Source organism: Streptomyces sp. NPDC005648 (genome assembly GCF_040605395.1).
Taxonomy (GTDB): domain Bacteria; phylum Actinomycetota; class Actinomycetes; order Streptomycetales; family Streptomycetaceae; genus Streptomyces.
In genome coordinates, this window is the sequence record NZ_JBEXCS010000026.1 from 1 (window position 1) to 25,104 (window position 25,104).

Annotated in this window: 16 protein-coding genes; 11 read left to right on the forward strand and 5 right to left on the reverse strand. The window is 70.5% G+C overall.

The annotated features are described in order from the left end of the window. Positions 1–148: 148 nt before the first annotated feature. Both ABZT17_RS17290 and ABZT17_RS17295 read right to left on the reverse strand, forming a co-directional pair. Positions 149–1,765, reverse strand: coding sequence for an NADH-ubiquinone oxidoreductase-F iron-sulfur binding region domain-containing protein (locus ABZT17_RS17290; RefSeq protein ID WP_356349505.1), 1,617 nt, complete (start codon positions 1,763–1,765; stop codon positions 149–151). Next, positions 1,762–3,090, reverse strand: coding sequence for a cytochrome b/b6 domain-containing protein (locus ABZT17_RS17295; RefSeq protein ID WP_356349508.1), 1,329 nt, complete (start codon positions 3,088–3,090; stop codon positions 1,762–1,764). The genes ABZT17_RS17290 and ABZT17_RS17295 overlap by 4 nt, the downstream gene beginning before the upstream one ends. Positions 3,091–3,516: 426 nt before the next feature. Here ABZT17_RS17295 and leuS point away from each other — a divergent pair, with 426 nt between their 5' ends. The 9 genes from leuS (at position 3,517) to holA (ending at position 15,225) form a co-directional block, all read left to right on the forward strand. Beyond that, complete coding sequence (gene leuS / locus ABZT17_RS17300; RefSeq protein WP_356349510.1) at positions 3,517–6,393, forward strand: leucine--tRNA ligase; 2,877 nt, start codon at positions 3,517–3,519, stop codon at positions 6,391–6,393. 142 nt (positions 6,394–6,535) lie between these two features. After that, complete coding sequence (locus ABZT17_RS17305; RefSeq protein ID WP_356349512.1) at positions 6,536–7,267, forward strand: hypothetical protein; 732 nt, start codon at positions 6,536–6,538, stop codon at positions 7,265–7,267. Positions 7,268–7,366: 99 nt separating this feature from the next. Next, positions 7,367–8,212, forward strand: coding sequence for a DegV family protein (locus ABZT17_RS17310; protein WP_356349514.1), 846 nt, complete (start codon positions 7,367–7,369; stop codon positions 8,210–8,212). Positions 8,213–8,401: 189 nt separating this feature from the next. After that, on the forward strand, positions 8,402–9,532 hold the full coding sequence (locus ABZT17_RS17315; protein ID WP_356349517.1) for a helix-hairpin-helix domain-containing protein: 1,131 nt from the start codon (positions 8,402–8,404) through the stop codon (positions 9,530–9,532). Continuing rightward, positions 9,529–12,090, forward strand: coding sequence for a ComEC/Rec2 family competence protein (locus ABZT17_RS17320; protein ID WP_356349520.1), 2,562 nt, complete (start codon positions 9,529–9,531; stop codon positions 12,088–12,090). The genes ABZT17_RS17315 and ABZT17_RS17320 overlap by 4 nt, the downstream gene beginning before the upstream one ends. A gap of 4 nt (positions 12,091–12,094) precedes the next feature. Then, complete coding sequence (locus ABZT17_RS17325; protein ID WP_356349522.1) at positions 12,095–12,907, forward strand: arylamine N-acetyltransferase; 813 nt, start codon at positions 12,095–12,097, stop codon at positions 12,905–12,907. A gap of 135 nt (positions 12,908–13,042) precedes the next feature. Beyond that, the gene (locus ABZT17_RS17330) at positions 13,043–13,924 is read left to right on the forward strand and encodes a YceI family protein (RefSeq protein ID WP_356349524.1); all 882 of its coding nucleotides are present in this window, start codon (positions 13,043–13,045) and stop codon (positions 13,922–13,924) included. Between the two features lie 16 nt (positions 13,925–13,940). Further along, positions 13,941–14,186 (forward strand): hypothetical protein, encoded by a 246-nt coding sequence (locus tag ABZT17_RS17335; protein WP_356349527.1) that lies wholly within the window; start codon positions 13,941–13,943, stop codon positions 14,184–14,186. A gap of 49 nt (positions 14,187–14,235) precedes the next feature. Then, the gene (gene holA, locus ABZT17_RS17340; RefSeq protein ID WP_356349529.1) at positions 14,236–15,225 is read left to right on the forward strand and encodes a DNA polymerase III subunit delta; all 990 of its coding nucleotides are present in this window, start codon (positions 14,236–14,238) and stop codon (positions 15,223–15,225) included. A 186-nt stretch (positions 15,226–15,411) separates the two neighbouring features. Here holA and rpsT read toward each other — a convergent pair whose 3' ends face one another. After that, positions 15,412–15,678 (reverse strand): 30S ribosomal protein S20, encoded by a 267-nt coding sequence (gene rpsT, locus ABZT17_RS17345; RefSeq protein ID WP_356349532.1) that lies wholly within the window; start codon positions 15,676–15,678, stop codon positions 15,412–15,414. 192 nt (positions 15,679–15,870) lie between these two features. On the opposite strand from rpsT, the gene lepA reads away from it, so the two are divergent. Beyond that, the gene (gene lepA, locus ABZT17_RS17350; RefSeq protein WP_356349535.1) at positions 15,871–17,739 is read left to right on the forward strand and encodes a translation elongation factor 4; all 1,869 of its coding nucleotides are present in this window, start codon (positions 15,871–15,873) and stop codon (positions 17,737–17,739) included. A gap of 248 nt (positions 17,740–17,987) precedes the next feature. Beyond that, complete coding sequence (locus ABZT17_RS17355) at positions 17,988–19,862, forward strand: AMP-dependent synthetase/ligase (RefSeq protein ID WP_356349538.1); 1,875 nt, start codon at positions 17,988–17,990, stop codon at positions 19,860–19,862. Positions 19,863–20,307: 445 nt separating this feature from the next. Here ABZT17_RS17355 and ABZT17_RS17360 read toward each other — a convergent pair whose 3' ends face one another. Both ABZT17_RS17360 and ABZT17_RS17365 read right to left on the reverse strand, forming a co-directional pair. Further along, positions 20,308–20,862: a response regulator gene (locus ABZT17_RS17360; protein WP_356349540.1), complete on the reverse strand. Its 555-nt coding sequence runs from the start codon at positions 20,860–20,862 to the stop codon at positions 20,308–20,310. Positions 20,863–20,874: 12 nt separating this feature from the next. Next, positions 20,875–25,011, reverse strand: coding sequence for a HAMP domain-containing protein (locus ABZT17_RS17365; RefSeq protein WP_356349542.1), 4,137 nt, complete (start codon positions 25,009–25,011; stop codon positions 20,875–20,877). Positions 25,012–25,104: the final 93 nt, after the last annotated feature.

Genomic DNA, 25,104 nt, shown 5'->3' on the forward strand with positions numbered 1-25,104 from the left:
GTGGCTGGCACCGTATATTTTGGTAGAGCGCCTGCATGGCATGCAGGAGGTCAGGAGTTCAATTCTCCTTAGCTCCACAGAAATTGAAGGCGGGCCATCCGATCGGATGGCCCGCCTTCTTCGTGTCTCCGGCTCTCCCGGCCCCCGCTCAGCGGCCCAGCGCGCGCCGCCCGCGGCCCTGGGAGAGCACCGGCAGGTTCCGGGACGGGGCCCGGTCGCGAGGAGCCTCCTCCTCGATGCGCAGGGCGAGCGCGGGGCAACGGCGCACGGCGCGCACCGCCTTGGCCTCCGCGTAGCGCGGCACCTGCGCCTGGGCGACGGTGGGGAAGCCGTCGGCACCCAGTTCGAAGACCTCCGGGAGAATGTCCGCGCACAGGCCGTGGCCGCGGCAGAGCGTCCAGTCGACGTAGATCTTCTGGCGGCTGGCCCCGTTGTCCGCGGGAGCCTCCGCGCCACCCGGGATGCCCGTAGGCATCTTGCCGCCCTCGAAGAGCGGCAGAACGCCCTCCACGGGCCGTCCGCAGCCGTTTCCGAGGACATGGGCGGCGAGGTCGTCGGTGAACGCCTTGATGGTCGACTCCAGGAACATCGCGGAGCCGTCCGGGTGCGAGCACGCGCCGCGCCGCTTCACGTTCTTGGCGACCTGCTTGAGGGCCTCCAGGGCGGCCGGGCCGCCGCCGTTGATGATGTCCTCCATACCGCGCGCGGCGGCCGGCAGACCGAGGTAGCAGGGGCCGCACTGACCCGCGCTCTCCTCGGCCAGCCACTGCGCCACGCGTAGCGACTCACCCAGCGGGCAGGTCTCCTGACTGATCGGCAGGATCGCGCCGGCACCGAGCGCGCCACCCACCGCGTCCAGCGAGTTGCGGGAGATGATCGCCTCGTCGACGGTCGCCGCGTCGATCCACTTGCCGTGGTAGCCGCCGGTCAGCACGCCCTGCGGCACCGGAGGGGCGCCGGCGAGCTGGAGGACGTAGCGCAGGGGCACGCCCGTGGGGACCTCGATCACCATCGGGCGGGCGACCGCGCCGGAGACCGTGAGCATGACGGTGCCGGGCTCGTCGTAGAGGCCGGTGTTGCCGTAGCGCTCGGGGCCGATGCGGGCGGCGATCGCCAGCTGGGCGAAGGTCTCGGCGTTCGACAGGAGGGTCGGCGCGCCGCCGACGCCGTTCTGCGAGGCGCTGACCTTGCGGCCGGGCGGGATCGCCGGGCCGCCGTCGATGGAGCGGATCAGCGAGGCCGCCGCGCCGGTGACCATGCGGACCGGGTTGCGCTGGACGAAGGCCTTCAGGGCCGAGCGGCGGCCGTTGCTCAGGCCGCGCTCGGCGAGCGCGGCCTCCATGGAGCGCTGGGTCGACTCCCGGGTGACCCCCACCACGAGCGTGCGGGCACCGAGGGCCTCGGCGACCAGCAGGGCGCCGTCCAGGATGAGGTGCGGGGCACGGTTGATCAGCACCGTGTCCTTGCGGCAGGCCGGTTCGTCCTCGCTGCCGTTGACGACGACGACCGGCCGTACGCCGCGCTTGATCGCCGCCTCGGCGACCGAGCGGAGTTTCTTGTGGAAGGGGAAGCCCGCGCCGCCGCGGCCCTTCAGTCCGATGTTCTCGGCGAGCTTGGCGAGCTGCTCGCCGCCCAGGGGTTCGAGCGGTCCGTGCACCTTCAGGTGCATGGACAGGTCAAGTCTCTCGACAAGGTCGAAGCCCGACGTGAGCTGCGGAAGTCCGACTACGCGGACTTCTGGGACGTCGGGCAGGGCCTCGTTCACCTATAGCCTCCGGAAGGCGTGTTCCAAGGTTCGCCCGAACCCGGCGCGTCGAAGGACTCACCGGGCATCTGTTCGTTGGCGGGACCGCTGTTGTACGTGTCGTTCTGGTTGTACGTGCCGTAGGCCGTGTTCATCTCACCGGTGTCGTACACATCACTGTTCCGGTACGCGGCGGTGCCCTGGCTGCCGTAGGCAGGGATGTTGTTGTAGCCGGTGTCCTGCATCGGGTCGTAGGCCGACGGGGGCGCCTCGCCGACCGGCGGGGGCGAGGGGACCGGCCAGGTGCCCGAGGTGCTGTTGTCCACCCGGGGGACCGCGCCGGTGGCCTGCATGTCCATGGGCAGGTCCATGCGGGCGGTCTGGCCGGCGCCGTAGGGCTGCTGACCGCCCTGCTGGGGGGTGACCGCGCGGTAGGCGGCGGCGAAGCCGTTCGAGGGCTCCGGGGTCATCGCTCGGGCGGCGGGGGTCTCGTAGAAGGACCCCGCGGGCGTGGACATGGTGTCGGCGGGAGACTGCCGGGGGGCGCGCGCGTTCTCGTAGCCGAGCAGGGAGGTGGAGCCCTCCGCCACGCGCGCGCGGCTGGCCTCGAGCTCCTCGCCGCGGGCCATGCCCGGCTCGTTGCCCAGCAGCATGGCGAGGCGGTCGGCGACCTTCCGCTTGAACGGGCGCGGGGCCGCGCGCAGGGCGATCGCCGCGACGATGCCGGCCAGGCAGAGCTCGTAGGAGATCATGAAGAACGGCTTGGCGGGGCGGCCGGCGAACAGGCCGTGGATCACCGCGAAGCACAGCGCCGGGTAGGCCAGCATGTGCATGGCCCGCCAGCGTGCCGCGACCGGTGCGGGGGAGGCGAACTGGTTGCGCAGGGCGCCGGTGATGCCGACGAAGATCATCAGGTAGGCGGCCATCGAGCCCATGCCGATGAGGGTGGCGCTGCCCGGATTGGCGTCACCGTTGCCGGTGAGCACCAGGCCGAAGGGGATCAGGGCCGCGACCCAGCCGGCGTGGTCCAGCGCGATCTTGACTCCGATGTGCACGAAGAGGAACGCGATCGAGGCCACGGCCGTCACCCGGTGGATTCCCTGGGCGACGATCCGCTGGCGGATGTTGAGGATCAGCCGGTCCTGGGCGACCAGGCCCCAGATGCACGAGCTGGTGAGGCAGACGAGCGACAGAACGCCGGCTCCGAAGTTCAGGAAGTTCTGGAGCCAGTCGCCTCCGAGCAACACGACGACGGGTATGAGCAGCAGGACAAGGCCCGTCCCCACCCCGTAGGCCGAGCGGCCGGGTTTGGGGAGCGAGCTGTTACTACTACGACGAGGGTTCATGGGGGCAACTCCGAAGCAGTTCGGGAAGGCGGTCCCGCTGCCGAACTCTAAGTGGCTCCATACCGAACGGTACGAGGTTTGAGTTATTGCGTTGTTATCAAGGGACGCCGAGATTGTTGCGATGTCCCGGAAGCGGGTGTTACGCGAAGTAACTTTTTGACCAGTGTTCAGTTTTTGTCGGCTGGCGGCGGTGTGGCGACGGTGCCAAGGACCCATACGCAAGCGCGTCGCATCGTGCTCAAGCGCTGCGGTACCCTAACCGCATGCGTGCCGTACGCCTTCTGCTTAGCGAGCCGCGCTGATCAGTCCCGACCACCGGCAACCGGATGGTCGGAATCGGCGCGGCGTCCCCTCCTGTGCGAGGGGATTTTTCGTTTCCGGAACGATGAAGCCGCTGGCAGAGACGATCGATGGAGCTTAAGGACCATGAGCGAGACGAACCCCGCCGCCGCCGTCGAGGTGGCCGCGCCGCACCGCTACACGGCCGCCCTGGCGGCCGAGATCGAGGCACGCTGGCAGGACGTCTGGGACGCCGACGGCACCTACGCGGCCCCGAACCCCAAGGGTGACCTGGCGGGCGACCCCGAGCTGGCCGCCAAGCCCAAGAAGTTCATCATGGACATGTTCCCGTACCCCTCCGGTGCGGGCCTGCACGTCGGCCACCCGCTGGGCTACATCGCCACCGACGTCTTCGCGCGCTTCCAGCGCATGACGGGCCACAACGTCCTGCACACCCTGGGCTTCGACGCCTTCGGCCTGCCCGCCGAGCAGCACGCCGTGCAGACCGGCGAGCACCCCCGGATCACCACCGAGGCCGCCATCGGCAACATGAAGTCCCAGCTGCGCCGGCTGGGCCTGGGCCACGACAAGCGCCGGTCGTTCGCCACGATCGACCCGGACTACTACAAGTGGACCCAGTGGATCTTCCTGCAGATCTTCAACTCCTGGTACGACGACGAGGCGGACAAGGCCCGCCCGATCTCGGAGCTGGTCGCCCAGTTCGAGACCGGTGAGCGCGCCGTCCCCGGCGGCCGCTCCTGGGACGCGCTGAGCGCCGCCGAGCGCGCCGACGTCCTGAGCGAGTACCGCCTGACGTACGCCTCCGACGCGCCGGTGAACTGGTGCCCCGGCCTGGGCACCGTACTGGCCAACGAGGAGGTCACCGCCGACGGCCGCTCCGAGCGCGGCAACTACCCGGTCTTCAAGGCGAAGCTGCGCCAGTGGAACATGCGCATCACCGCCTACGCCGACCGGCTGCTGGACGACCTGGACGCCCTGGACTGGCCCGAGGCCATCAAGCTGCAGCAGCGCAACTGGATCGGCCGCTCCGAGGGCGCCCGCGTCGACTTCCCGATCGACGGCGAGCGCATCACCGTCTTCACCACCCGCCCCGACACCCTGTTCGGCGCGAGCTACATGGTGCTGGCACCCGAGCACCCCCTGGTCGAGAAGTTCACGCCCCAGGAGTGGCCCGAGGGCACGCACGACGTGTGGACCGGCGGGCACGCGAGTCCGGCCGAGGCCGTCGCCGCCTACCGCGCGCAGGCCGCCTCGAAGTCCGACGTCGAGCGGCAGGCCGAGGCCAAGGACAAGACCGGTGTCTTCATCGGCGCGTACGCGACCAACCCGGTCAACGGCGAGCGGATCCCCGTCTTCATCGCCGACTACGTCCTGATGGGCTACGGCACCGGCGCGATCATGGCCGTCCCCTGCGGCGACCAGCGCGACTTCGAGTTCGCGCGCGCCTTCGAGCTGCCGATCCCCTGCATCGTCGAACCGACCGACGGCCGCGGCACGGACACCTCGACATGGGAGGACGCCTTCTCGTCCTACGACGCGAAGATCGTCAACTCCACGGGTGAGGGCGTCTCCCTGGACGGCCTGGGTGTCGCCGAGGCCAAGGCGCGCATCACCGAGTGGCTGGCCCGCAAGGGCGTCGGCGAGGGCACCGTCAACTTCCGCCTGCGCGACTGGCTGTTCAGCCGCCAGCGGTACTGGGGCGAGCCCTTCCCGATCGTCTACGACGAGGACGGCGTCGCCCACGCCCTGCCCGAGTCGATGCTGCCGCTGGAGCTGCCCGAGGTCGAGGACTACTCGCCCCGCACCTTCGACCCGGACGACGCGGACACCTCCCCGGAGACCCCGCTGTCGCGCAACGAGGAGTGGGTCCACGTCACCCTGGACCTGGGTGACGGACGCGGTCCGCGGAAGTACCGGCGCGAGACCAACACCATGCCCAACTGGGCCGGCTCCTGCTGGTACGAGCTGCGCTACCTGGACCCGCACAACAGCGAGCGGCTGGTCGACCCCGAGATCGAGCAGTACTGGATGGGCCCGCGCGAGGGGCAGCCGCACGGCGGTGTCGACCTGTACGTCGGCGGCGCCGAGCACGCGGTGCTGCACCTGCTGTACGCGCGCTTCTGGTCCAAGGTGCTGTACGACCTGGGCCATGTCTCGTCGGCCGAGCCGTTCCACAAGCTGTTCAACCAGGGCATGATCCAGGCCTTCGTCTACCGTGACAGCCGTGGCATCGCGGTGCCCGCCGCCGAGGTGGAGGAACTGGGCGACGCCTACTACTACCGGGGCGAGAAGGTCTCCCGGCTGCTGGGCAAGATGGGCAAGTCCCTGAAGAACGCGGTCACTCCGGACGAGATCTGCGACGAGTACGGCGCGGACACCCTGCGCCTGTACGAGATGGCGATGGGCCCGCTGGACGTGTCCCGGCCGTGGGACACGCGCGCGGTCGTGGGCCAGTTCCGGCTGCTGCAGCGGCTGTGGCGCAACATCGTCGACGAGGCCACCGGCGAGGTGACCGTGGTGGACGCCGAGCCCGACGAGGACACGCTGCGTGCGCTGCACAAGGCGATCGACGGGGTGCGCCACGACCTGGAGGGCCTGCGCTTCAACACCGCCATCGCCAAGGTGACCGAGCTGAACAACCACCTGACGAAGGCGGCCGGCCCGCTGCCGCGTTCGGTCGCCGAGCCGCTGGTGCTGCTGATCGCCCCGCTGGCCCCGCACATCGCCGAGGAGCTGTGGCGCATGCTGGGCCACACCGACTCGGTCGTCCACCAGGACTTCCCGGTCGCCGACCCGCGGTACGTGGTCGACGAGACCGTGACCTGCGTCGTACAGATCAAGGGCAAGGTCAAGGCGCGGCTGGAGGTGTCGCCGGCCATCTCCGACGAGGAGCTGGAGAAGGCGGCGCTGACCGACGAGACCGTGGTCAAGGCGCTGGGCGGGGCCGGTGTCCGCAAGGTGATCGTGCGGGCGCCGAAGCTGGTGAACATCGTCACGGCGTAGCCGCCCACCGGGCGGGGCGCGCGTCTCGGGGTAGTCCCCTACGGGCAGGTTCGGGGTTCTTCTGGAACTTCGGGCCTGCCCGTCTCGTTTACCGTGGAAGAGCGGTGCGGGATGTGCCGCGACGGGCTGGAGGAGGAGCACGGTGGAAGCAGTGATCGCAGTCTTCGCCCTGCTCTTCGTGCTGTTCCTGGCGCTCGGCGCCTACGCCACGGTCAAGGTCGTCGGCGCCGCCAAGCGCGGTGTGGACCGCACCATCGACCAGGCCAGGCGCACGGTCGAGGACCACACCCTGCGCGCCAAGACCTTCGTGCCCGGCCCGGTGAGCGAGGTCGCCCAGCTGCGGCTCAAGCTCCGCACCTCCATGCGCGCCACCCAGGACGCGCTGCACACGGGCGCGCAGGACGACGAGTCCCTGAAGGAGTCCCTCGGGCTCTTCCAGCGGCTCAGCGCCCACGGCCACGAACTGGACGGCGAGCTGAGGCGCCTGGAGTCCGAGCCCGACCGCGCCACCCTCAGCCAGCGGCTGCCCGACCTGCGCGCACGCGCCGAGCGCATCACGAGGTCGGCGGACTCCCTGCGCTGGGCGGCCCGCGACCGGGCCCGCCGCTTCGCCGACGACGACCTGGACACGCTGAGCGCCCAGATAGACGTGGAGGCCGGCGCCCTGCGGCACTGGACGACCGCGGAGCCCGACTCGACCCCGCCGCCCTGGCCCGAGGCCCCGGCCACCGACGCCGGTACGGCCCAGCAGACGTGGCCCGAGACACCCCGCTCGCGTCCCGCCGAGGAGTCGACGCGCGCCGCGATCACCCCGCCGGTGCGGCGCCCGACCTACCCCTGGCAGAAGAAACCCCGTCCGGAGAGCACCACTTGATCGGGTCACGGGCGGACCAGGTGAGGATCCGGTCAAGGGCGTACCAGGTGAGAGGGGCCGGGCTGCCGTCCGGGCGCTACGGCAGGTAACCTCCAGCTCATGTCCCGCCATGTCGCGATCGTCACCGATTCAACGGCCTACCTGCCGCCGCGGACGATGGAGCGCCACGGCATCACAGCGGTGCCGCTGACGGTGGTCCTCGGCGACCAGGCGCTGGACGAGGGCACCGAGATCTCCACCCGCTCCCTCGCCCAGGCCCTGCAGAAGCGACGCCCCGTCACCACCTCGCGGCCCAGCCCCCAGCTCTTCACGGAGACCTACCGCAAGGTCGCCGACTCGGGCGCCACCGACATCGTCTCCCTCCATCTCTCCGCCGAACTGTCGGGCACCTATGACGCGGCGGTGCTCGCGGCGCGCGAGGCTCCGGTGCCGGTGCGGGTGGTGGACACCGGGACCGTCGCGATGGCCCTCGGGTTCTGCGCGCTCACCGCGGCGGAGGCGGCGGAGGCCGGCGGCACCGTGGACGAGGCCGTCACGGCGGCCGAGAAGCGGGCCTCGGGCACGTCCGCCTATTTCTACGTGGACACCCTCGACTATCTGCGCCGTGGTGGCCGGATCGGTGCGGCGCAGGCCCTGCTGGGCTCCGCGCTGGCCGTGAAACCGCTGCTCCAGCTGGACGGCGGCCGGATCGAGCTCCTGGAGAAGGTCCGCACGGCCTCCAGGGCGATCGCCCGCCTGGAGGAGATCGCGGCCGACGCCGCCGGCGACGCACAGGTCGACATCGCCGTCCACCATCTCGCCGCCCCCGAACGCGCCTCGGCCCTCGCGGAGCGGCTGCGGGCGCGGGTGCCGGGGATGGCCGACCTGCATGTGAGCGAGGTCGGGGCGGTGATCGGGGCGCATACGGGGCCTGGGTTGCTGGGGGTTGTGGTTTCGCCGCGCTGACGTTTCTGACGGCGTCTCAGGGGGCCTGACGGTGGCCCGAGGTGCCTGACGGCGTTCTCAAGGTGCCTGACGGCGTCTCACACGGGGCTTGTCATCCGTGCGGGTGACGGAGTTGTCCACAACCGGGTCGTTGTCCACGGGAATTGAGCATGATCATCGCGGTGGCGGCGAGTGTCTCATCCTCGGGGCATGGCACTTCGATCACGTACTCGCACAGTGGCCGCCACCAGTGGTCCGGGCCGCGCTCCCGCCTCCGACGGCCGGATTCGGCACCGCCGTCCGCCGGCGAGGGGCCGAGCCCGCGACCGGCAGGCGTCGGCGGAGCTCCGTCGGCGTGCGGAGGCGCTGTTCCCCGGACGGGCGGAGGAAGCGTTCCCCGAGCCGGCGGAGGAAGTGTTCCCCGAGCCGGCGGAGGCAGCGTTCCCCGAGCCGGCGGAGGCACCGATCCCCGAACGGGCCGTGGAGTGGCGGGAGTCGGGGGCGGGGCCGCCGGAGTCGCCCGTGGGGGACGAGGAGCGGCAGCGGCCGGGGGACGCCTGGCGGGTGCGGGCCGGGCTCGCTCTGCGTGAGCGGATGCCGGTGTGGTTGCAGACGCGGTGCGGGCTGGAGCGGCGGAGTGTGGTGGCGCTCGGGGTGGTGCTCGTCGTCGCCGCCGTGTTCGCCGTGCAGCACTTCTGGACGGGCCGGACCCAGTCGGTCCCGGCGCCCGAAGTGGTGCGGGCGGCGGCGCCGTTGGGGGAGTGGGAGGGGAGGGCGAGCGGGGAGCCGGCGGCGGAGGCCTCGGGCGGAATGTCGGGTGGCATGCGGGGCGGAGTGCGGGGCGGGTTGCCGGGTGCCGGGGCTTCGCCCGGACCCGAGATCGTCGTGGACGTCAGCGGCAAGGTCCGCCACCCGGGCATCCATCGTCTCCCCGCGGGTTCACGGGTCGACGACGCGCTGCGCGCGGCCGGTGGCGTGCGGCCCGGCACGAGCACGGAGGGGCTCAACCGGGCCCGCTTCCTGGTGGACGGGGAGCAGGTGGTGGTCGGAGGACCCGCGGCCCCGGCGCCGGGGCCCGCCGGGGCGGCAGGGAGCGCGCCAGGGGCAGGAGCAGCCGGAGGAGGCGTGCCCGGGGCAGGGGCACCCGCGGCTCCGGTCTCCCTCAACACGGCGACCGTGGACCAGCTCGACACGCTGCCGGGTGTGGGCCCGGTGCTGGCCCAGCACATCGTCGCCTACCGCACCCAGCACGGCGGTTTCCGCTCGGTGGACGAACTGCGCGAGGTCAACGGCATCGGTGACCGAAGGTTCGCCGATCTACGGGATCTGGTGCGGCCATGAGCCACGCGTCCGAGCCCACGGCCGAGCGAGCCGCCGTCCACGCCGCCTCCCCGGCACGGCTGGGAGCCGCCCACCCCCGACAGGAGGGCCCGACGGACCTACGACTCGTACCGCCCGCGCTCGCGGCCTGGGGGACGGCGGCGCTGATGTCGGGCGCGACGCCGGGGTGGGTGACGGGGACGGCGTTGGGGTGCCTGGTCGCGGCGGGTGCCCTGATGTTCGTGCGGCGGAGCGGGGGTTGGCCGGGTGTCTCGGTCGCCGCCGTGCTGCTCTGTGTCGCCGCGGCCGCCGTGTCCGTCGGGCTCCACGGGGCCGATGTGCGGCGGGGGCCCGTGCCGGGGCTGGCGCGGGAGTACGCCCGGGTGACCGCCGACGTCGAGATCACCTCCGACCCACGGCTCACCCGCCCCCGGATCAGCGGGGACCACGCCGCTCCCGCCTCGGTGCTGATCGAGGGGGAGGTACGGCGAGTGACGGGGGCGGCCGGGACGGCCGTCATGACTCGGGCGCCGGTGCTGGTGATCGTCGATGTGGGCGCTCGTGGGGCGGGGGCGGGTCCTCCGGTTCCCATGGGTCCCATGGGAACCGGAGGACCCATGGGTCCCGGTTCTTCGAAGCGACCCCGATCGCCCTGGCTGGACCTGCTTCCCTCCACCCGGGTCCGTGTCCCGGCGCGGGTCGTCCCCGCTGTGGTCGGCGGGGATCGGGTCGCCGGGGTGTTGCGGGTGCGGGGACAGGCGGTGCCGCTGGTCGTGGGTGGGCCGTCGGCGGCGCAGCGGTTCGCGGGGCGGTTGCGGGGCGGGTTGCGGGAGGCGACCGAGGGGCTGCCGGCGGATGCGCGGGCGTTGCTGCCGGGGCTGGTCGTCGGGGACACCTCGCGGATCACTCCGGAGCTGGACGAGGCCTTCGAGGAGACCGATCTGGCGCACACCCTCGCCGTGTCCGGGAGCAACCTCACGATCATCCTCGCCCTGCTCATCGGGCCGCCGGGCATGGCGCGGCTGGTGGAGCGGCGGGGGCTCGCACCCCGGCTCGGCATCCCGCTGCGGGCGACCGCGGTGCTCGGCGGGTTCCTGACACTCGGGTTCGTGGTGGTGTGCCGGCCGGACCCGAGCGTGCTGCGCGCCGCGGCCTGCGGTGCCGTGGTGCTGCTGGCCCTGGCGACCGGGCGCCGCAGATCACTGGTCCCGGCGCTGGCGACGGCCGTACTTCTGCTGGTCCTCTACGACCCCTGGCTGGCCCGGAGTTACGGCTTTCTGCTCTCGGTGCTGGCCACCGGTGCCCTGCTTACCCTCGCCCCTCGCTGGAGCGAGGCACTGCGGCGGCGCCGGGTTCCGCCGAGGCTGGCGGAGGGGCTGGCCGCGGCGGCCGCGGCACAGGCGCTGTGCGCGCCGGTGGTGGCCGTGCTGTCGGCGCGGGTGAGCCTGGTGGCGGTGCCGTGCAATCTGCTCGTGGAGGCAGCGGTGGCGCCGGCCACGGTGCTGGGTTTCGCGGCGCTGGCGACGGCACCGGTGCTGATGCCGGTGGCCAAGGCGCTTGCCTGGTGCGCGAGCTGGCCGGCGGAGTGGATCGCGGGAGTGGCGCGCGCGGGTGCCTCGTTGCCGGGCGGGGCCATGGACTGGCCGGGCAGTTGGGGCGGGGCGCTGCTGCTCGCGCTGGTCACGGGGGTCGTCCTGCTGGTCGGCCGGCGCCTGCTGCGGCATCCGTGGCTGTGCGGGGTGTGCGCGGCGCTGCTCGTGCTGGTGGTGGTGCGGCCGCCGCCGTTGACCAGGGTGATCACGGGGTGGCCGCCGCCGGGGTGGCGGTTCGCGATGTGCGATGTCGGACAGGGCGACGCCACCGTCCTCGCGGCGGGGGAGGGCAGCGGGGTGGTCGTGGACGCCGGGCCCGATCCGAGGCTCGTCGACCACTGTCTGCGTGCCCTCGGCATCACGAGGATCCCGCTCGTCGTGCTGACACACTTTCACGCCGATCATGTGGCCGGGCTGCCCGGAGTGCTGCGGGGCCGGTCGGTGGGGGCGATCGAGACGACGGGGTTCGAGGAACCCGCGGACCAGGTCGCGTCCGTACGGAGGGAGGCGGCGGCGCGGCACATTCCGGTCACCCGTGCCGTCGCCGGGGAGCGGCGGCGCGTCGGGGCGCTGTCCTGGCAGGTGCTGTGGCCCCCGCCCGACCCGGCACCGGAGCCGGACGGGCCCAACGACGCGAGCGTGGCCCTGCTGGTCCGCTCGGCCGGGCTGCGGCTCCTGCTGCTCGGGGACCTCGAACCCCCGGCCCAGCAGGCCCTGTCGAGGTCGCCGGAGGGGGCGCTGCTGCGCGGGGTGGACGTGCTGAAGGTCGCCCATCACGGGTCCGCGTACCAGGATCCGGAGCTGATACGCAGGGTGGCCCCACGGATCGCGCTGATCTCCGTCGGGGCGGACAACACCTATGGGCACCCGGCCCCGAGCACGGTCGAGGCGCTGCGGGCCGAGGGCGCGGTGGTGCTGCGGACCGACCGGGACGGGGCGCTCGCCGTCACGGACACGGGCGGGAGGCTGGGCGTGGCGCGAGACTGAGGACATGAACTCTGCACAGGTCGATGCCTATCTCCGCCGGCTGGGAGTCGAGGACGCGCCGCGGCCCGCCGAGGCCACCGCCGACGTACTGCGTGAACTGCATCTGCGTCATCTGCGGGCCGTGCCCTTCGAGAACCTGTCCATCCATCTGGGCGAGGAGATCGTGCTGGAGGAGAAACGGCTGCTGGACAAGGTGGTGGGGGCGAGACGAGGGGGGTTCTGCTACGAACTGAACGGGGCGTTCGGGGCGTTGCTGGACGCGCTGGGCTTCGAGGTGACGCCGCTGGCGGCTCGGGTGCACGGCGGCGAGGGGCGGCTCGGGATTCCGTACGACCATCTCGCGCTGCGGGTGCGGACGGTGGACGGGGGCGAGTGGCTGGCCGACGTGGGGTTCGGGGCGCACAGTCATCATCCGCTGGCGTTCGGGGAGCGGGGCGAGCAGGAGGACCCCGGCGGGGTGTTCCGGATCGTCGAGGCGGGGCCGGACCTGGATGTCCTCATGGGGAGTGTGCCGCAGTACCGCCTGGAGACCCGGCCCCGGGAACTCGGTGACTTCGTGGCCGGGGCGTGGTGGCACAGCACCTCCCCCGCCTCGCACTTCACACAGTCGCTGGTGTGCTCCAGGGTCACGGAGGACGGCGGCAGGATCACGCTCAGCGGACGCACCTTCAAGCTGACGGGTGCCGACGGGGCGCGCGAGGAAAGGGAGTTGGGGACGGACGAGGAGGTGCTCGACGTGTATCGGGAGCGGTTCGGGATCGGGCTCGACCGTGTGCCGATGGTGCGAAATCCCCATCGGTCGGAGCGGAACGACTGATTGGGGGATCAGTTGGGGCCAGTCATTGCTACTCGTGCGTAGGTGACCCGTGTTGCCTCGAATGCCGCATCGGTGATCGAATGCGTCTTCGGCAGCGGTGATCGGGTGATGTCGAGGCGCACAGGAGTGGCGTGGATGTTCGGGCGTTGGCGGGAAAAGGGAACGAACCGGGTGCAGCGGACGAGCCCCCTGGCGGCGCTGCGGACGCCGCCGAGTGCCGGGGTGCTGAGCTGCCGGGTGCTGGATCCGGTCAACGAGCCGGTGAAGCACGCGGAGTACGCGGTCAGCGACACCATGGGGCGCAAGGTGGTCGGCGGGGAGACGGACCCCTACGGGTCGTTCGTGACGACCGTGCCCGCCGGCGAGTACCGGCTGGCGGTGTCGGCCGAGGGATACACCCCGTACCGGGCGAGCGCCACGGTGGGGGAGAACGCGCTGGCCTCGCTCGGGGATGTGACGCTCCAGGTGGCGCAGCCGCCGGAGCTGCCGGCGCCGGGTGACTGGGAGATCGAGCCGACGCATTCCTCGATCGGGTTCACCGCGCGGCACATCGGGCTGGCGCGGATCCACGGCCGGTTCAACTCCTTCGCCGGAGTGATACGGATCGCCGAGCAGATCGAGCAGTCGGCGATGCATGTGGTGATCGACGCGGCGTCCATCGACACGGGTGTCGGGATGCGCGACGACCATCTGCGGTCGGGGGACTTCCTGGATGTACGGCGGTTTCCGACGCTGGAGTTCTACAGCGAGCGGTTCGTGCACAAGGGCGGCAGCCGGTGGGCGATCACGGGGGCCCTGTCGCTCCACGGGGTGACGCGGACGGTGACGCTCGACACGGAGTACCTGGGGCTGGGCAACGGTATGGAGGGGGAGGCGCGGGCCGCCTGCCGGGCCGTCACGGAGCTGCACCGGGACGACTTCACCGTGAGCTGGCAGACGATGCTGGCGCGCGGGATCGCGGTGGTGGGGCCGAGCATCCGGGTCGAGTTGGACGTGCAGGTCGTGCCCAGGAGCTGACCTGGAGAATGGCTCCGTGAGCGATGTGAGACATGTGCTGGTGCTGCCCGATCGGGATGCGGCGGAAGAGGTCGTCGAGGCGCTGCGGGAGCGGTTCGGGTCGGCCGAGGAGCCGCAGGTGGTGAGGGACGTGCTGGCCGGTGAGGACGACGCGGAGGACGCGCAGTGGCTGGTGGTGCTGCGCGACGAGGACGGGCGGCTGGACCCCGGGGAGCTGGACGCGTTCGCGGGGGAGTGGGACGGCTGGCGCGAGGAGCCGTAACGGGTGACGGCGGCGGGCGCTGTCAGTGCCCCGTGCCATGCTGTACGCGATGGCCAAGAACTCTGCGAACGATGATCTCCTCGCCCCCGTGACCCTCGCCGTGGGGCAGGAGGACCTGCTGCTCGACCGGGCCGTGCAGGCGGTCGTGGCGGCCGCCAGGGCCGCCGACGCCGACACGGACGTACGCGACCTCTCTCCCGAACAACTGCAGCCGGGGACGCTCGCCGAGCTCACCAGCCCGTCGTTGTTCGCGGAGCGCAAGGTCGTCGTCGTGCGCAACGCGCAGGATCTGTCGGCCGAGACCGTCAAGGACGTACAGGACTATCTGAAGACGCCGGCCGAGGAGATCACTCTCGTTCTGCTGCACGCGGGCGGGGTCAAGGGCAAGAAGCTGCTCGACGCCGTGCGGAAGGCGGGGGCCCGGGAGGTCGCCTGTCCGAAGATGACCAAGCCGGCGGACCGGCTGGCGTTCGTGCGGGGCGAGTTCCGCGCGACCGGGAGGTCGGCGACACCGGAGGCCTGTCAGGTGCTGGTCGATGCCATCGGGAGTGATCTGCGGGAGCTGGCGTCGGCCGTCTCCCAGCTGGTCGCCGATGTCGAGGGGACCATCGACGAGGCGGTCGTCGGGCGGTACTACACCGGTCGGGCCGAGGCGTCGAGCTTCGAGGTCGCCGACCGGGCGGTGGAGGGGCGGGCGGCCGAGGCGCTGGAGGCCCTGCGCTGGGCGCTGTCCACCGGGGTCGCGCCGGTGCTGATCACCAGCGCCCTCGCACAGGGGGTGCGGGCGATCGGGAAGCTGTCGTCCGCGCGCGGGGGGCGGCCGGCGGATCTCGCGCGGGAGCTGGGGATGCCACCGTGGAAGATCGACCGGGTGCGGCAGCAGATGCGGGGATGGACACCGGACGCCGTCTCCGTCGCGCTGCGCGCGGTGGCCGAGGCGGACGCGGGCGTCAAGGGCGGCGGGGACGATCCGGACTACGCGCTGGAGAAGGCCGTGGTGACGATCGCCAGGGCGGCGCGGTCCCGGGGCCGGGGTTAGCGGTCTTCACCGGCGACGCCGAAAGCCCCGCTGTCCGCCCTGGGGAAGGGTGGGTGGCGGGGCCTCGGTGCAAAGCTGTCGAGCCCGTTCCCGCGTGGCGAACGCAGGCCGCGAACAGGCTCTTGGGGCCGGTCGGGAGCGGATGAGAGAGGGCCCGCTCGGGTCCTTCCGGCGTCAAATCAAGCTTCAGCCCTTGAGGGTCTCGACCTTGGAAGCAAGCGCCGACTTCTTGTTGGCGGCCTGGTTCTTGTGGATGACGCCCTTCGAGACGGCCTTGTCGAGCTGACGCGCGGCAGCGCGCTGGTACTCGGTGGCCTTCTCCACGTCACCCGCGGCAGCGGCCTCACGGGCCTTGCGGATCGCGGTCTTCAGGGAGGACTTGACGGCCTTGTTGCGCAGTCGAGCCTTCTCGTTGGTCTTGTTCCGCTTGATCTGGGACTTGATGTTCGCCACTGATTGAGCCTTTTCAGGTTTGGTTTCTCAGATGATGTGCCTCGCGCTGAGAGGGCATGAGACACAGCCACCCAGGCTACCAGTGGCCGGGCCGACGGCCCAAAACGGTCCCCGGTCGCCCGCCGTGGGACCATGGAGCCTACGTATCGATCCGACCCGAGGCATAAGGCGCCTCAAGAGACAGGACCCTGCGTGCCCGCGACCCCTAAGAATGTGCCCGAGCCGAGCCGTACCGACCCGGCTCTGATCCGCAATTTCTGCATCATCGCGCACATCGACCACGGCAAGTCCACGCTCGCCGACCGGATGCTCCAGCTGACCGGCGTCGTCGAGCAGCGCCAGATGCGTGCTCAGTACCTCGACCGCATGGACATCGAGCGCGAGCGCGGCATCACGATCAAGTCCCAGGCGGTGCGGCTGCCGTGGGCTCCCACCCACGACAAGACCAACACGCACATCCTGAACATGATCGACACCCCGGGGCACGTCGACTTCACCTACGAGGTCTCGCGGTCGCTCGCCGCCTGCGAGGGGACCGTCCTCCTCGTCGACGCCGCCCAGGGCATCGAGGCCCAGACTCTCGCCAACCTCTACCTGGCGATGGAGAACGACCTCACGATCATCCCCGTACTCAACAAGATCGACCTTCCGGCCGCCCAGCCCGAGAAGTTCGCCGAGGAGCTCGCCAACCTCGTCGGCTGCGAGCCCGACGACGTGCTGAGGGTCTCCGCCAAGACCGGTGTGGGCGTGGACGCGCTGCTCGACCGGGCCGTCCGGGACATCCCGCCGCCCGTCGGGGTCGCCGACGCCCCCGCCCGCGCGATGATCTTCGACTCGGTCTACGACTCCTACCGCGGTGTCGTGACCTACGTACGAGTCGTCGACGGCCAGCTCAACAAGCGTGAGCGGATCCGGATGATGTCCACCGGCGCCACCCACGAGCTGCTGGAGATCGGGACCAACTCGCCCGAGATGCTCGGCGCGGACGGGCTGGGTGTCGGTGAGGTGGGTTACCTCATCACCGGTGTGAAGGACGTCCGCCAGTCCAAGGTCGGTGACACCATCACCAGCCTGGCGAAGGGCGCGACCGAGGCGCTCGGGGGATACAAGGACCCCAAGCCGATGGTCTTCTCCGGTCTGTATCCGCTGGACGGGTCCGACTACCCCGAGCTGCGCGACGCCCTCGACAAGCTCCAGCTCAACGACGCCGCGCTGGTCTACGAGCCGGAGACCTCGGCGGCGCTCGGCTTCGGCTTCCGCGTCGGTTTCCTGGGGCTGCTGCACCTGGACGTCATCCGCGAGCGGCTGGAGCGCGAGTTCGGGCTCGACCTGATCGCCACGGCCCCGAACGTGGTCTACCGGGTGGTGATGGAGGACGGCGGCGAGCACATCGTCACCAACCCCAGCGAGTTCCCCGAGGGCAAGATCAACGACGTGTACGAGCCCGTCGTACGCGCCACGATCCTCGCGCCCTCGGAGTTCATCGGTTCGATCATGGAGCTGTGCCAGACCCGGCGCGGCACCCTGCTCGGCATGGACTACCTGTCCGAGGACCGGGTGGAGATCCGCTACACCCTCCCGCTCGCCGAGATCGTCTTCGACTTCTTCGACCAGCTGAAGTCCAAGACGCGCGGATACGCCTCCCTGGACTACGAGCCCACCGGCGAGCAGTCGTCGAGCCTGGTCAAGGTCGACATCCTGCTGCACGGCGACAAGGTCGACGCCTTCTCGGCGATCACCCACAAGGACGCGGCCTACGCCTACGGTGTGCGGCTGGTCGCCAAGCTGCGCGAGCTGATCCCGAGGCAGGCCTTCGAGGTGCCGATCCAGGCCGCCATCGGCTCCCGGGTGATCGCCCGCGAGACCATCCGCGCCATCCGCAAGGACGTCCTCGCCAAGTGCTACGGCGGCGACATCTCCCGTAAGCGCAAGCTGCTGGAGAAGCAGAAGGAGGGCAAGAAGCGGATGAAGATGGTGGGTTCCGTGGAGGTTCCGCAGGAGGCCTTCATCGCCGTACTGAGCAGTGATGACAGCGCGGGGTCGGGCAAGGCCAAGAAGTAACCTCCGGTAACAGAGGGTGGCCCGGCAAATCGCCGCAACCGGGGTCCGTCGTACGCAAGCGAGACGGGCCCCTACGCGTGCGTAAGGTCGCTCTCTGTGCGAAGTGACAGGCCGACGCCCCTTACGAACCGGCCGGTCGGGCTCTACTCTGATCTCTGCTCGATAGTTACTCGCGAGTTAAACAAACGCTACTGCGTGAAGCCAGCCGCACTTGAGCCAGCCGCATTGTCGCGGGCCCGGAGGATGTCGTGAGCGACACACAGACACTGATCGAGAACCGTCCGCCGAGCGTGGCGAACCTCTTCCTGGAGCGCGTGGCGGCGACGCCGGACGCCGAGGCGTACCGCTACCCGGTGCCCGCCGCGTCCGGGACGGGCCCCGACGACTGGAAGTCGCTGAGCTGGGCCGAGGCCGCCGAGCGGGTCTACGCGATCGCGGCGGGACTGATCGAGCTCGGGGTCCAGCCCGAGCAGCGGGTCGCCCTCGCCTCCTCCACCCGGGTCGAGTGGATCCTCGCCGACCTCGGCATCCTGTGCGCGGGCGCCGCCACCACCACGGTCTATCCGCAGACCAACGCCGACGAGTCGGCGTTCATCCTCTCCGACTCCGAGAGCCGGGTGCTGATCGCCGAGGACGCGGCGCAGCTGGCCAAGGCCGTGGAGAAGCGGGCCGAGCTGCCCGCCCTGACGCATGTCGTGGTGATCGACTCGGCCGGTGTCGAGACGAGCGACTGGGTGCTGACCCTCGCCGAGCTGGAGGCCCGGGGCGCCGCGCGCCTGGAGAAGGACCCCGACCTGATCAGGGAGCGGGTCGGCGCGATCACCAAGGACCAGCTCGCCACCCTGATCTACACCTCCGGCACCACTGGCCGGCCCAAGGGCGTCCGGCTCGCGCACGACAGCTGGGCGTACATGGCGAAGTCGATCGCCTCGACCGGGCTGATCGGCGCCGAGGACGTGCAGTACCTGTGGCTGCCCCTCGCGCATGTCTTCGGCAAGGTGCTCACCTCGGGGCAGATCGAGGTCGGGCATGTCACCGCCGTGGACGGCCGCGTCGACAAGATCATCGAGAATCTGCCGGTCGTGCAGCCGACGTACATGGCGGCCGTCCCGCGCATCTTCGAGAAGGTCTACAACGGGGTCGCCGCCAAGGCCCGTGCGGGCGGCGGGGCCAAGTACAAGATCTTCCAGTGGGCCGCCGGGGTCGCCCGCGAGTACGCCAAGGTCTCGCAGGACAACTTCCGGCGCACGGGCACGGCCTCGGTGCCGTTCGCGCTCGGTGCCAAGCACAAGACGGCCGACGCGCTGGTGTACGCCAAGATCCGGGAGGCGTTCGGCGGGAAGCTGCGGGCGTGTGTCTCCGGGTCGGCCGCGCTCTCTCCGGAGATCGGGTACTTCTTCTCCGGCGCCGGTATCCACGTCCTGGAGGGCTACGGGCTCACCGAGTCCTCCGCGGCCTCCTTCGTCAACCCGGGCGAGGCCTACCGCACCGGCACGGTCGGCAAGCCGCTGCCCGGCACGGAGGTGAGGATCGCCGACGACGGGGAGATCCTGCTGCGCGGCCCCGGCATCATGCAGGGCTACCACGGGCTGCCCGAGAAGACCGCCGAGGTGCTGGAGGCCGACGGGTGGTTCCACACCGGGGACATCGGTGAGCTCTCGCCCGACGGCTACCTGCGCATCACCGACCGCAAGAAGGACCTCATCAAGACGTCCGGCGGCAAGTACATCGCCCCCGCCGAGGTCGAGGGGCAGTTCAAGGCGGTGTGCCCGTACGTGTCCAACATCCTGGTGCACGGCGCCGACCGGAACTTCTGCACGGCGCTGATCGCGCTGGACGAGCCGTCGATCCTGGAGTGGGCCAAGGAGCAGGGGCTCTCGGGCAAGTCGTACGCGGAGGTCGTGGCCGCGCCGGAGACGGTCGCCATGGTCGACGGGTACGTCAAGGAACTCAACGGCGGGCTGCAGAAGTGGCAGACCATCAAGAAGTTCCGGCTGCTGCCGCGGGATCTCGACGTCGAGCACGGCGAGATCACCCCGAGCCTGAAGCTGAAGCGCCCGGTGGTGGAGCGGGAGTACAAGCACCTGATCGACGAGATGTACGCGGGGACGCGCGAGGCGTAGGTCTTCGGTTGTGTGGCTTTGGTGGGTGGTGTGATGTGGGGGAGGGTGGCGTCGGTGTTCCTTGCTGGGGGTGCGGGGGTCGTCCCCCGCGGTGATGCTGCCTAGCATCTGATCGACGAGATGTACGCGGGGACGCGTGAGGCGTAGGTCTTCGGTTGTGTGGCTTTGGTGGGTGGTGTGATGTGGGGGAGGGTGGCGTCGGTGTTCCTTGCTGGGGGTGCGGGGGTCGTCCCCCGCGGTGATGCTGCCTAGCACCTGATCGACGAGATGTACGCGGGGACGCGTGAGGCGTAGGTCTTCGGTCGTGTGGCTTTGGTGGGTGGTGTGATGTGGGGGAGGGCGGCGTCGGTGTTCCCTGCTGGGGGTGCGGGGGTCGTCCCCCGCGGTGATGCTGCCAAGCACCTGATCGACGAGATGTACGCGGGGACGCGCGAGGCGTAGCCGGTCATATCGGGTGGGTGGGGGGCACCAGGTGGCGCAGTTCCCGGATCTGGCCGTGGAGGCGTTCCAGGTCCGGGGGGCTCTCGCCGGTGAACTGGTGCTCCAGTTCCGCCAGTCGGCGGCTGAGTTCTCCGTGGAGCCGTTCCAGCTGCTGGTTCTTGCGGTGCAGGTCCAGGAAGACCGTGACCTTGGCCCGTAGGACCCACGGGTCGAAGGGCTTGGTCAGGTAGTCGGCCGCGCCCGTCGCGTAGCCGCGGAAGGCGTAGCCCGAGTCGTCCTCCGCGCCGGTCAGGAAGATGATCGGGACGTCCTTGGTCTGGTCGAGCCGCTTGATGTTCGCGGCCGTCTCGAAGCCGTCCATGCCCGGCATCCGGACGTCGAGGAGGACCAGGGCGAACCGCCGGCGCAGCAGTGCCTTCATCGCCTCCTCGCCCGAACGGGCGCGTACCAGCGGCTCGTTGAGGGACCCCAGGACGGCCTCCAGTGCGATCAGGTTGTCCTCCATGTCGTCCACGAGGAGGATGCAGGCGCGCTCGTCGGTCGTTGCCTCAGCGCTCATGGTGGCTGTGCCTCACTCGGTCTCGGGCGACGGCGGGGCCGTCGCCTCCTCGACGTCCGCCCGCTCCTCGTCGCCCGCCCCCTCCGGGTCCAGAAGCGCGCAGACGACGGTCAGCAGCTGGTCGACGTCCACCGGCTTCGGGACGTAGTCGTTAGCGCCCCGCGCGATGGACTTCTCCCGGTCGCCGGGCATCGCCTTCGCGGTGAGCGCGACGATCGGCAGGCCCGCCCAGCGCGGGGTGCGGCGGATGGCGGCGATGGTCTCGTAGCCGTCCATCTCCGGCATCATGATGTCCATCAGGACGAGTTCGACGTCCGGGTTGCGCTCCAGGGTCTCGATGCCCTCGCGGCCGTTCTCCGCGTACAGGACGGGCATGCCGACGCGGCCGAGGACATGGGTGAGGGCGAACACGTTGCGGATGTCGTCGTCGACGATCAGCACTCGTCGTCCGGGCAGGACCTGACCCGCCCGGCCCGACTTCCACGCCTCCAGCTTGGTCGGGGCCGGCCACGCGTCGTCCACGTCGTGCGTGGCCGTGTACGGATCGGCCGAGAACTGGTCGGGGGCGGGCAGCGTACGGTCCTCGGGGACCGGGCCGGTCGCCGAGTGACCGGGGCTGACGACGGGGACGTACAGCGTGAAGGTGGAGCCGTGCCCCGGCTCGCTCTCGGCGACGATACGGCCGCCCAGCAGGCCCGCGATCTCCCGGCTGATCGACAGCCCGAGGCCCGTGCCGCCGTACTTGCGGTTGGTGGTGCCGTCCGCCTGCTGGAACGCCTCGAAGATCACCGGGAGTTTCTCCGCCGCGATGCCGATGCCGGTGTCGGAGACGGCGAAGGCGATGATCTGGTCGCTGCCCGGGACATAGCGGTGGTCCGCGTCGACGACCCGGGTGACGCGCAGCTCGACCCGGCCCGTCGCGGTGAACTTGATCGCGTTGGAGAGCAGGTTGCGCAGGATCTGCTGCAGGCGCTGCTCGTCCGAGTACATCTCGCGCGGCACGTCCTCGCCGACGGCCACCTCGAAGGCGAGCCCCCGGTCCAGGGTGAGCGGGCGGAAGGTGGCGTGGACGTAGTCGAGAAGCTTGATCAGCGGCAGCTTCTTCGGGCGTACGTCCATCCGGCCGGCCTCGATCTTGGAGAGGTCGAGGATGTCGTTGATCAGCTGGAGCAGGTCGGAGCCCGAGCGGTGGATCGTCGTCGCGAACTGGACCTCCTGGTCGGAGAGATGACCGTCCGGGTTGTCCGAGAGCAGACGGGCGAGGATCAGCAGCGAGTTCAGGGGCGTACGCAGCTCGTGCGACATGTTCGCCAGGAACTCCGACTTGTACTGGGAGCTGGTCGCCAACAGGGCGGCCTTCTCCTCCAGTTCCGCGTTCGAGCGCTGCAACTCGGCCTGCTGCTTCTGGAGTTCGTCGGAGCGCTCCTGCAGCTGCATGGCCAGGCGCTGGGACTCGCCGAGCAGGGACTCGGTGCGGGAGTTGGCGATGATGGTGTTGATCGCGACGCCGATGGTGTTCACGAACTGGTCGAAGAAGGCCAGGTGGACGTCGGAGAAGCGGGAGAAGGAGGCCAGCTCGATCACGCCCAGGAGCTTGTCCTCGAAGAGGATCGGGATGATGACCACGCTGGCCGGGGCGGCCTCGCCGAGCCCGCTGTTGATCTTGATGTAGTCCGGCGGGGCCTCCTCCACCAGGATCCGCTTCTTCTCGCGGGCCGCCTGCCGGACCAGACCGTGCACCGGCATGCCGCCGGTGTCGACGGTCGCGCCCTGCGCCGAGCCGTAACCGGCGATGAACGCGAGCCCCTTCGCGGGGACGGTGGTGCGCAAGGAGGCGCCGTCCTCGTCCGGGTCGGCCAGGAAGAACGCCCCGTACTGGGCGTTCACCAGCGGTGTCAGCTCACGCAGGATCAGGTCGGCGACCTCCATCAGATCCCGGTGGCCCTGCATCAGCGCGGCGAGACGGGCCAGGTTGGACTCCAGCCAGTCCTTGGCGCGGGTCGTCTCGCGGAGGTTGGCCACCATCAGGTTGATGTTGTCCTTGAGCTCGGCCACCTCGCCCCGGGTCTCCACCGTGATCGAGCGGGACATGTCGCCCTGGGCCACCGCGGAGGCGACCTCGGCGATCGCGCGGACCTGGGTGGTCAGGTTGGAGGCGAGTTCGTTCACGTTGGTCGTCAGGCGCTTCCAGGTGCCGTAGACGCCCTCCACCCTTGCCTGGCCGCCGAGTTGGCCCTCGGAGCCGACCTCGCGGGCCACACGGGTGACCTCGGAGGAGAAGGAGGAGAGCGTGTCGACCATGGTGTTGATGGCGGTCTTCAGCTCCAGGATCTCGCCGCGCGCGTCCACGTCGATCTTCTTGGACAGGTCGCCGTTGGCGACGGCGGTGGTCACCTGGGCGATGTTGCGGACCTGCGACGTCAGGTTGTCCGCCATGTAGTTGACGTTGTCGGTCAGGTCCCGCCACACACCGCTCACGCCCAGCACCTGGGCGCGTCCGCCGAGCCGGCCGTCGGTGCCGACCTCGCGGGCCACCCGGGTCACCTCGTCGGCGAAGGCGCGCAGCTGCTCCACCATCGTGTTGACGGTGTCCTTCAGCTCCAGGATCTCACCGCGCGCGTCGACGGTGATCTTCTTGGACAGGTCGCCGTTGGCGACGGCCGTGGTGACCTGGGCGATGTTGCGGACCTGCGACGTCAGGTTCAGCGCCATGAAGTTGACGTTGTCGGTGAGGTCCTTCCAGACGCCGGACACGCCCCGCACCTGCGCCTGACCGCCGAGGTTGCCCTCGGTGCCGACCTCGCGGGCGACGCGGGTGACCTCGTCGGCGAAGGCGGAGAGCTGGTCCACCATCGTGTTGATGGTGGACTTCAGCTCCAGGATCTCGCCCTTCGCCTCGACCGTGATCTTCTTGCCGAGGTCGCCCTGGGCGACGGCGGTGGACACCAGCGCGATGTTGCGCACCTGTGAAGTCAGGTTGTCCGCCATGAAGTTGACGTTGTCGGTGAGGTCCTTCCAGACGCCCGACACGCCCCGCACCTGGGCCCGACCGCCGAGGTTGCCCTCGGTGCCGACCTCGCGGGCGACGCGGGTGACCTCGTCGGCGAAGGCGGAGAGCTGGTCCACCATCGTGTTGATGGTCGACTTCAGCTCCAGGATCTCGCCCTGCGCGTCCACGGTGATCTTCTGGCTCAGGTCGCCGTTGGCGACGGCGGTGGTGACCTGGGCGATGTTGCGGACCTGCGACGTCAGGTTCGAGGCCATGAAGTTGACGTTGTCGGTCAGGTCCTTCCAGACCCCGCTGACGCCCCGCACCTGGGCACGGCCGCCCAACTGCCCCTCCGTGCCCACCTCGCGGGCCACCCGGGTCACCTCGTCGGCGAACGCGGACAGCTGGTCGACCATCGTGTTCACGGTGAGCTTCAGTTCGAGCAGCTCGCCGGTCGCCTCGACCGTGACCGTACGGGTCAGATCGCCGCGCGCCACCGCCGTCGTCACCAGGGCGATGTCCCGCACCTGCGCGGTCAGCCGGGACGCCATGGTGTTGACCGCCTCGGTCACGTCCCGCCAACTCCCGGACAGGCCCTGCACCTTGGCGCGCCCGCCGAGCCGTCCCTCGGTGCCCACCTCGCGGGCCACCCGGGTCACCTCGCCGGTGAACAGCGACAGCTGGTCGACCATCTTGTTCACGGCCCGGCCCAGCCGCCGCAGATCACCCCGCAGCTGGCGGTTGCCGTCGTGCAGATCCACCCGCTGGGTCAGATCGCCGCCGGCCACGGCGTCCAGCACCCGGGTCGCGTTCGCCGCCGGGGCCACCAGGGCGTCGAGCAGCTGGTTGACATCGTTGACCCGGGCGGTCCAGGCACCCTGGCCCGGGCTGGCCGACAGCCGCTCGTCCAGCCTCCCGTGCCGCACCAGCTCCCGCTTCACCCGCTGCACCTCGCTGTTGAAGTGCGTGTTGCGGTCGGCGATCTGGTTGAAGACGGCGGTCAGTTCGGCCACCATGCCATGACCGGTCTCCGGCACCTTCGTGAAGTCGCCGTCCCGGGCGGCCGTCATCGCGGCGAGCAGCGGGCGCAGCTCCGATGCTCGGACTTGTTCCGGTTTTTGTCCGTCTTCGAGCGCACGCGTAGCACTGTTCTCACTCATGGCGGCCCACTTCGGTAACTCGGCGCTTATGGGCGTGGTCAGTCTGTCACTCTGTCGGCATCGACTGAGGCGTATTCGTCCGAACTGCTCGGG